The following is a 4,369-nucleotide window of genomic DNA, read 5'->3' as shown; positions in this document are numbered from 1 at the left end:
TGAGAACGTCGTGTACGGCGGCGGCATCCAGGACGACGCGTTCGAGGGCACGTACCAAGCGAAGGAGATCTTCGGCCAGAGCCCGACGGCCGCGTGGCACAACAGCTTCTCGTGGTCCTGACTCGGGGCTGGTACCGTGCCCCGAATGGCAAGAGCAAGCCGCTGGCCGCCCCGACGCGCCCGGAGGACCTGAGGCGATTCAGACAGGGCAAGCACCGCCCGCGGTGCTCCGCCCTCGAACGACCGTGCAGTCCGCAGCGTGGCCCGGCCGCGTCTCGGCCGGTCAGGTGGCAGGCTCCGTCACCGAGATTCCGAGACGCGTCCTGACGCGGGCCTGCAAGGTGGGGAAGGCGCGGCTGCCGGATGAACCGAACTGGAACGAGCACTGCGTGAACGATGCTCGGCCGCATGACGCGTGCAGGGCCGTGTCTCCGGGCGGCACGAGGACGGGCCGGCAGGGACGCCCCTCCCACGTCTGGGCCAGCAGGCCACCGAGCTGTGTGCCCGCCCCGGAGCGCCTTTCCGGCTGCCTCAGCCGCGCATGGACACTCTCCCACCAGGTCGATGACCTACAGGCGCCTGCGCCGATGTGCCCCCGACACGTGCCCGGGGACGTGTTCGAGCGAGGAGCGTGTCCTTGGCTTGATGGTCGGATCGAGCTTCGAACGGCTCAGGGCTGCGGCGATCACGAGCAGCGCGACCAAGCCGGCGGAGATCAGGAAGTAGCCGGCGACCGAGATCATGGCGAGCTCCCAGGGGGTGGATGATCCACCCTACCAACGCGGCACTTGGATATGAGTGGCAGCCGAGGGTGCGTCGGATCGTGGTGACGTCCGCAGATGGGACATGGTCTTCAGGCATTGCCGGTCCCTGCGGACGCGCTCATGAGCCGTCGGCGAACGTCCGCGGGATCCACCCCGTCGCTTACTGCGTCAGCCTGAACTTGGCGATGGAGCTGCCGATGCTCTGAAACGCCGGCTTCAGATCGGCCGCGGTCAGAACGTTGTAGAAAAAGCCGTTCTCGCTGGCACAGGACCGCAACATGGTCTCGTTGCCCTCTATCACCCGCACCGTGTAGATGATGATCCCGGCCGTCTTCGCGGCCGTGCAGGCCGCCAGGGTGCGCGCATCGATCGCCGCACTGGCGTTGTTGCAGAAGTAGAACCCCCAAAAATAGCCGCAGACCTGCTGATCCCAGCGGTTCTGCGTGTTGTCGCCGTCGGTGAGTACGATCATGATCTTGCGCACCCGCTTGTCGGACATGGCCGTGGCCGTGGCGAGCGGACCGTCGGGCGTCAGCGCCTCCATGCCCCAGGCGACGCCGATGCCGACGTTGGTGTTTCCGTCCGCCTGCATGGCGTCGATCGCCGTCCGCAGCACCGCGTAATCGGTACCGAGAGGCTGGATCCGCGACAGCGTCGGCTGGTTCGTCTGGTTCGAGACGCTGGCGCACGTCGCTGCCGGGTAGGCATTCGCGGTCGTGAACGCGGTGACGGGCATCTGCGCGTCGTAGGGCTGATCCCGGTCCGAGATGCAGCCCTTCCAGTTCTGCGCATTGACCTGATTGAGCTTCGTGAAGGAAAGCCACGACGCGGACGTCGTGACGGGCCCGAGATTGACCTGCGTCGTGAACGGAACGAGCGCGACCTTCGCGTCGCTGCGGCTGAGCACGGTCTTGTCGAGATAGGTGAGAAAATCCTTGGCCGCCTGCTTGAGCGCCGGGAGCTTGCCGTCCTGGTTCATCGAGCCCGTGGTGTCGAGCACGAGAGCGACCTCGATGGCCTGCCCTCCCGCCGTGCTCTCGGAACTGACCGACACCACGATCGGCTCCGGATGCATCAGCCGCGAGAAGGTTGTCGGCATGCTGGCGACGGCCTCGATCTTGATCTGCGCTCCGGTGCGCGTGGGCGTGAAGCGCGAGAGCGAGATGCCGGGCAGGCCGGGATAAGCGGCATCGAAGAAGGAGCGCGCCCTTTTCTCGAAGTCCGCCTGCGACAGGACAGGCGCTTCGCGGATGACGGCCAACGCCGCGACGTCGGCCGCCTGCTGCAGCCGCGCCCTGATGTCGATGGCGCGCGCATGGTCGACCACGACGCCGACCAGCATCACCAGCGGAATGAAGGCCAGGGCGAAGGTGATGGCGACGTTGCCGTCACGCTGTCTGACGAGACGGCGGAGTTGCCGTGACATTCCAGCTCCACAGATGCGGCAATACCAATTGTGTGAGCATAAAACCAATCTATGTCGGAATTTTTAAGGCAATAAATATCAGATCTGGCGTAGAAACTAACCATCTGTTAACCCTGACATCGAAGGTGCATGTCGCAGCACCTGCGCGGCGGCAGATCTGCGCCCAGCACTGGAACAGGCCCGGCTTCCAGCTTGTCACTTGGCCGGCGAGACAGCGGCGACCCTGGAAGCGTCTCCATCGGGCATTGGCACTGTGGTCGCGTCGTCATTGGTGTTCAGGAAGAGGTTCGGTCCCTCGCAGAGGGTGATCATCCGCGCGACGATGACCGTATAGGCCGAAGGGTCCGCAACCGGCTTCTTGGCATCGATCACCAGCCGCCCGGCCGGCAGGTAGATGCCCGTGCTGAACCGGCGGACCGTTTTCGGTCGAATGTGTCAGAACTTCATACGAGGGGCGGCTCGCCCGGTAGTGTGATTTCGGGGCGGCGGATTGCTCAGGCGCGCCAGACCGTCCGATCGATTGTCGCCCTGTAGAAGGACCGAGCCAAGTGGCTTATCGATGCGGCTGACACGCGAGCCAGCCGTTGATCTCGCAGTGAAGAGCAGCGGCATCTGGAGTTCCACTGTACAGTGGAGCACCAATATCAGCAAAATGGGGTGCGCTTAACCCAATTCGGGCGACCGTTTGCGCAGGAGGGCTAGCAGCACATCGACAGGGACGGCTCCGGGATGCTCGGGAAAGGCGAGACTTAGGGGTGCCCCGATGGCCGCCATGATCATCCGCAGACCCTCGATCCACTCCTCGGCTTGGTCATGGGTCGTGAAGCCGGTGCGAAAGTACGTCTTATCTGGTTCAATCGTAGCAGCTACGGCAAAGCAGCCATCCGGCGTATCGAGGATCTGATAGGTCACGCGACGCGTCATAGGCAAGACATAGCGCCTCATACGGGCCAGGACAAACAATGTTATTGCTATTCACTTTAGAATTATTGAAAACAGCACAACTTCGGTTCGCTCGGCGAGCCGTCGCTTTATCCTGTCTCCGGGCTTCTCAACTCGGGCAAGCAGGCAGTCCGTCTCTCTCACATGCGCCCATTTTCGGAAACGTGATGGCCGGGATCACGATTCGCCCGCTTCCGGAGCGTCCGCTGAGAGTTGAACGAGCGAGCGCACTCTGAGTGCGACAGAAGGCTCAGAAGAAGCGTGCTGTGAGTTTGCTGACGAACAACCTTCGCTCCCGCGCCGCATGGCCCAGGCAATTTCCGGACGTGGAGGCTCACGTTTGAGAATACTCGACGCTCGGATGCACCTTGGCGGCGGCCGGCCCTGACGCTGTGTCAGGCAGGCAGGACATTTGGCCGCGTTCGACCATGTGCGCCCGGGGCCTTCCTGCTATGCGCGCATCGCGTTTCAGCACCCCGGAGACCCGACCGTGTTCGACCCGCGCGTTCAGGCGACGCAGCTGCGGACCTCCGTGTCTCGGCTTCGCCGCCTCGCCCCCAACCCCGATCCCGCGATCTTCATGGCCAACAAGGATCAGCTCGTCGCCGACTTGGAGACCGCTGCCGCGGAGCTGAAACCCTCCGGCGCGATACCCGTCGCTGACGGGCCGCTCGCGCAGGGCACCATCCGCTTCGGCGTGGTCTGCTGGGTGTAGAGAGGCATGGATCCGATGTACCTGTCAGCCTCTCTGCTTCCACAACTGGCGCTTGCCATGTCCCCGCAACATCTCGCGGTTCGTCGTCAGTCCAGGGCCATCATCTTGCATTCCAAACGACCTGCCACCGGCGGAGCGATGCACGGAATGTCCCAGAGGTGTGGCGCCTACACTGCGCATCAGCGATGCTTGATCACAATAGGCGAGACATTGTCCGCTCCCTCAAAATGCTGAATCCGAGCCATTACTTGTGGTTGGAACTCCTCGCACGATCCGATCCGCACTGTCTGCTGCGGTCCTGTCCGGTCTCGCCATCACCCCCGCCGCGGCCTTGCCTGGAGAGGGTCTCCTGCAGGTGAACGGCCGCACCGGCGCAGAGGGGGTCTGCCACGTGATCGGCTTGTCGGGAAGCTCCTTCCGGACCGTGGGTTGATCGGGCGAGGCGTCAGTGATGTCCTCCGCCCCACGGTTGCTTGAGACACCCCGTTAGCGGACGGTCTCCGCGGCAGGGGTGAGGACGAT

At 63.9% G+C, this 4,369-nt stretch carries 4 protein-coding genes and 1 pseudogene; 1 reads left to right on the top strand and 4 read right to left on the bottom strand.

Annotated features, from left to right (window positions below; all coding sequences use genetic code 11):
• Positions 1 to 569: 569 nt before the first annotated feature.
• The 4 genes and pseudogenes from ACKUB9_RS34090 to ACKUB9_RS34075 form a co-directional block, all read right to left on the bottom strand.
• Positions 570 to 743: a hypothetical protein gene (locus ACKUB9_RS34090; RefSeq protein WP_407531060.1), complete on the bottom strand. Its 174-nt coding sequence runs from the start codon at positions 741 to 743 to the stop codon at positions 570 to 572.
• A 181-nt stretch (positions 744 to 924) separates the two neighbouring features.
• Positions 925 to 2,190, bottom strand: coding sequence for a pilus assembly protein TadG-related protein (locus ACKUB9_RS34085; RefSeq protein WP_407531062.1), 1,266 nt, complete (start codon positions 2,188 to 2,190; stop codon positions 925 to 927).
• A 195-nt stretch (positions 2,191 to 2,385) separates the two neighbouring features.
• Positions 2,386 to 2,586: pseudogene (locus ACKUB9_RS34080) on the bottom strand (pilus assembly protein); the annotation flags it as partial.
• 267 nt (positions 2,587 to 2,853) lie between these two features.
• Positions 2,854 to 3,102 carry a hypothetical protein gene (locus ACKUB9_RS34075; protein WP_407531063.1) on the bottom strand — a complete coding sequence of 83 codons (249 nt, stop codon included), beginning with the start codon at positions 3,100 to 3,102 and terminating at the stop codon, positions 2,854 to 2,856.
• 520 nt (positions 3,103 to 3,622) lie between these two features.
• Between ACKUB9_RS34075 and ACKUB9_RS34070 the strand changes: the two genes are divergently transcribed.
• On the top strand, positions 3,623 to 3,847 hold the full coding sequence (locus tag ACKUB9_RS34070; protein WP_407531065.1) for a hypothetical protein: 225 nt from the start codon (positions 3,623 to 3,625) through the stop codon (positions 3,845 to 3,847).
• Positions 3,848 to 4,369 lie beyond the last annotated feature (522 nt).

It is taken from the genome of Methylobacterium oryzisoli, assembly GCF_046557895.1.
Classification (GTDB): domain Bacteria; phylum Pseudomonadota; class Alphaproteobacteria; order Rhizobiales; family Beijerinckiaceae; genus Methylobacterium; species Methylobacterium oryzisoli.
This window is presented reverse-complemented; position numbering and strand designations above follow the sequence as displayed.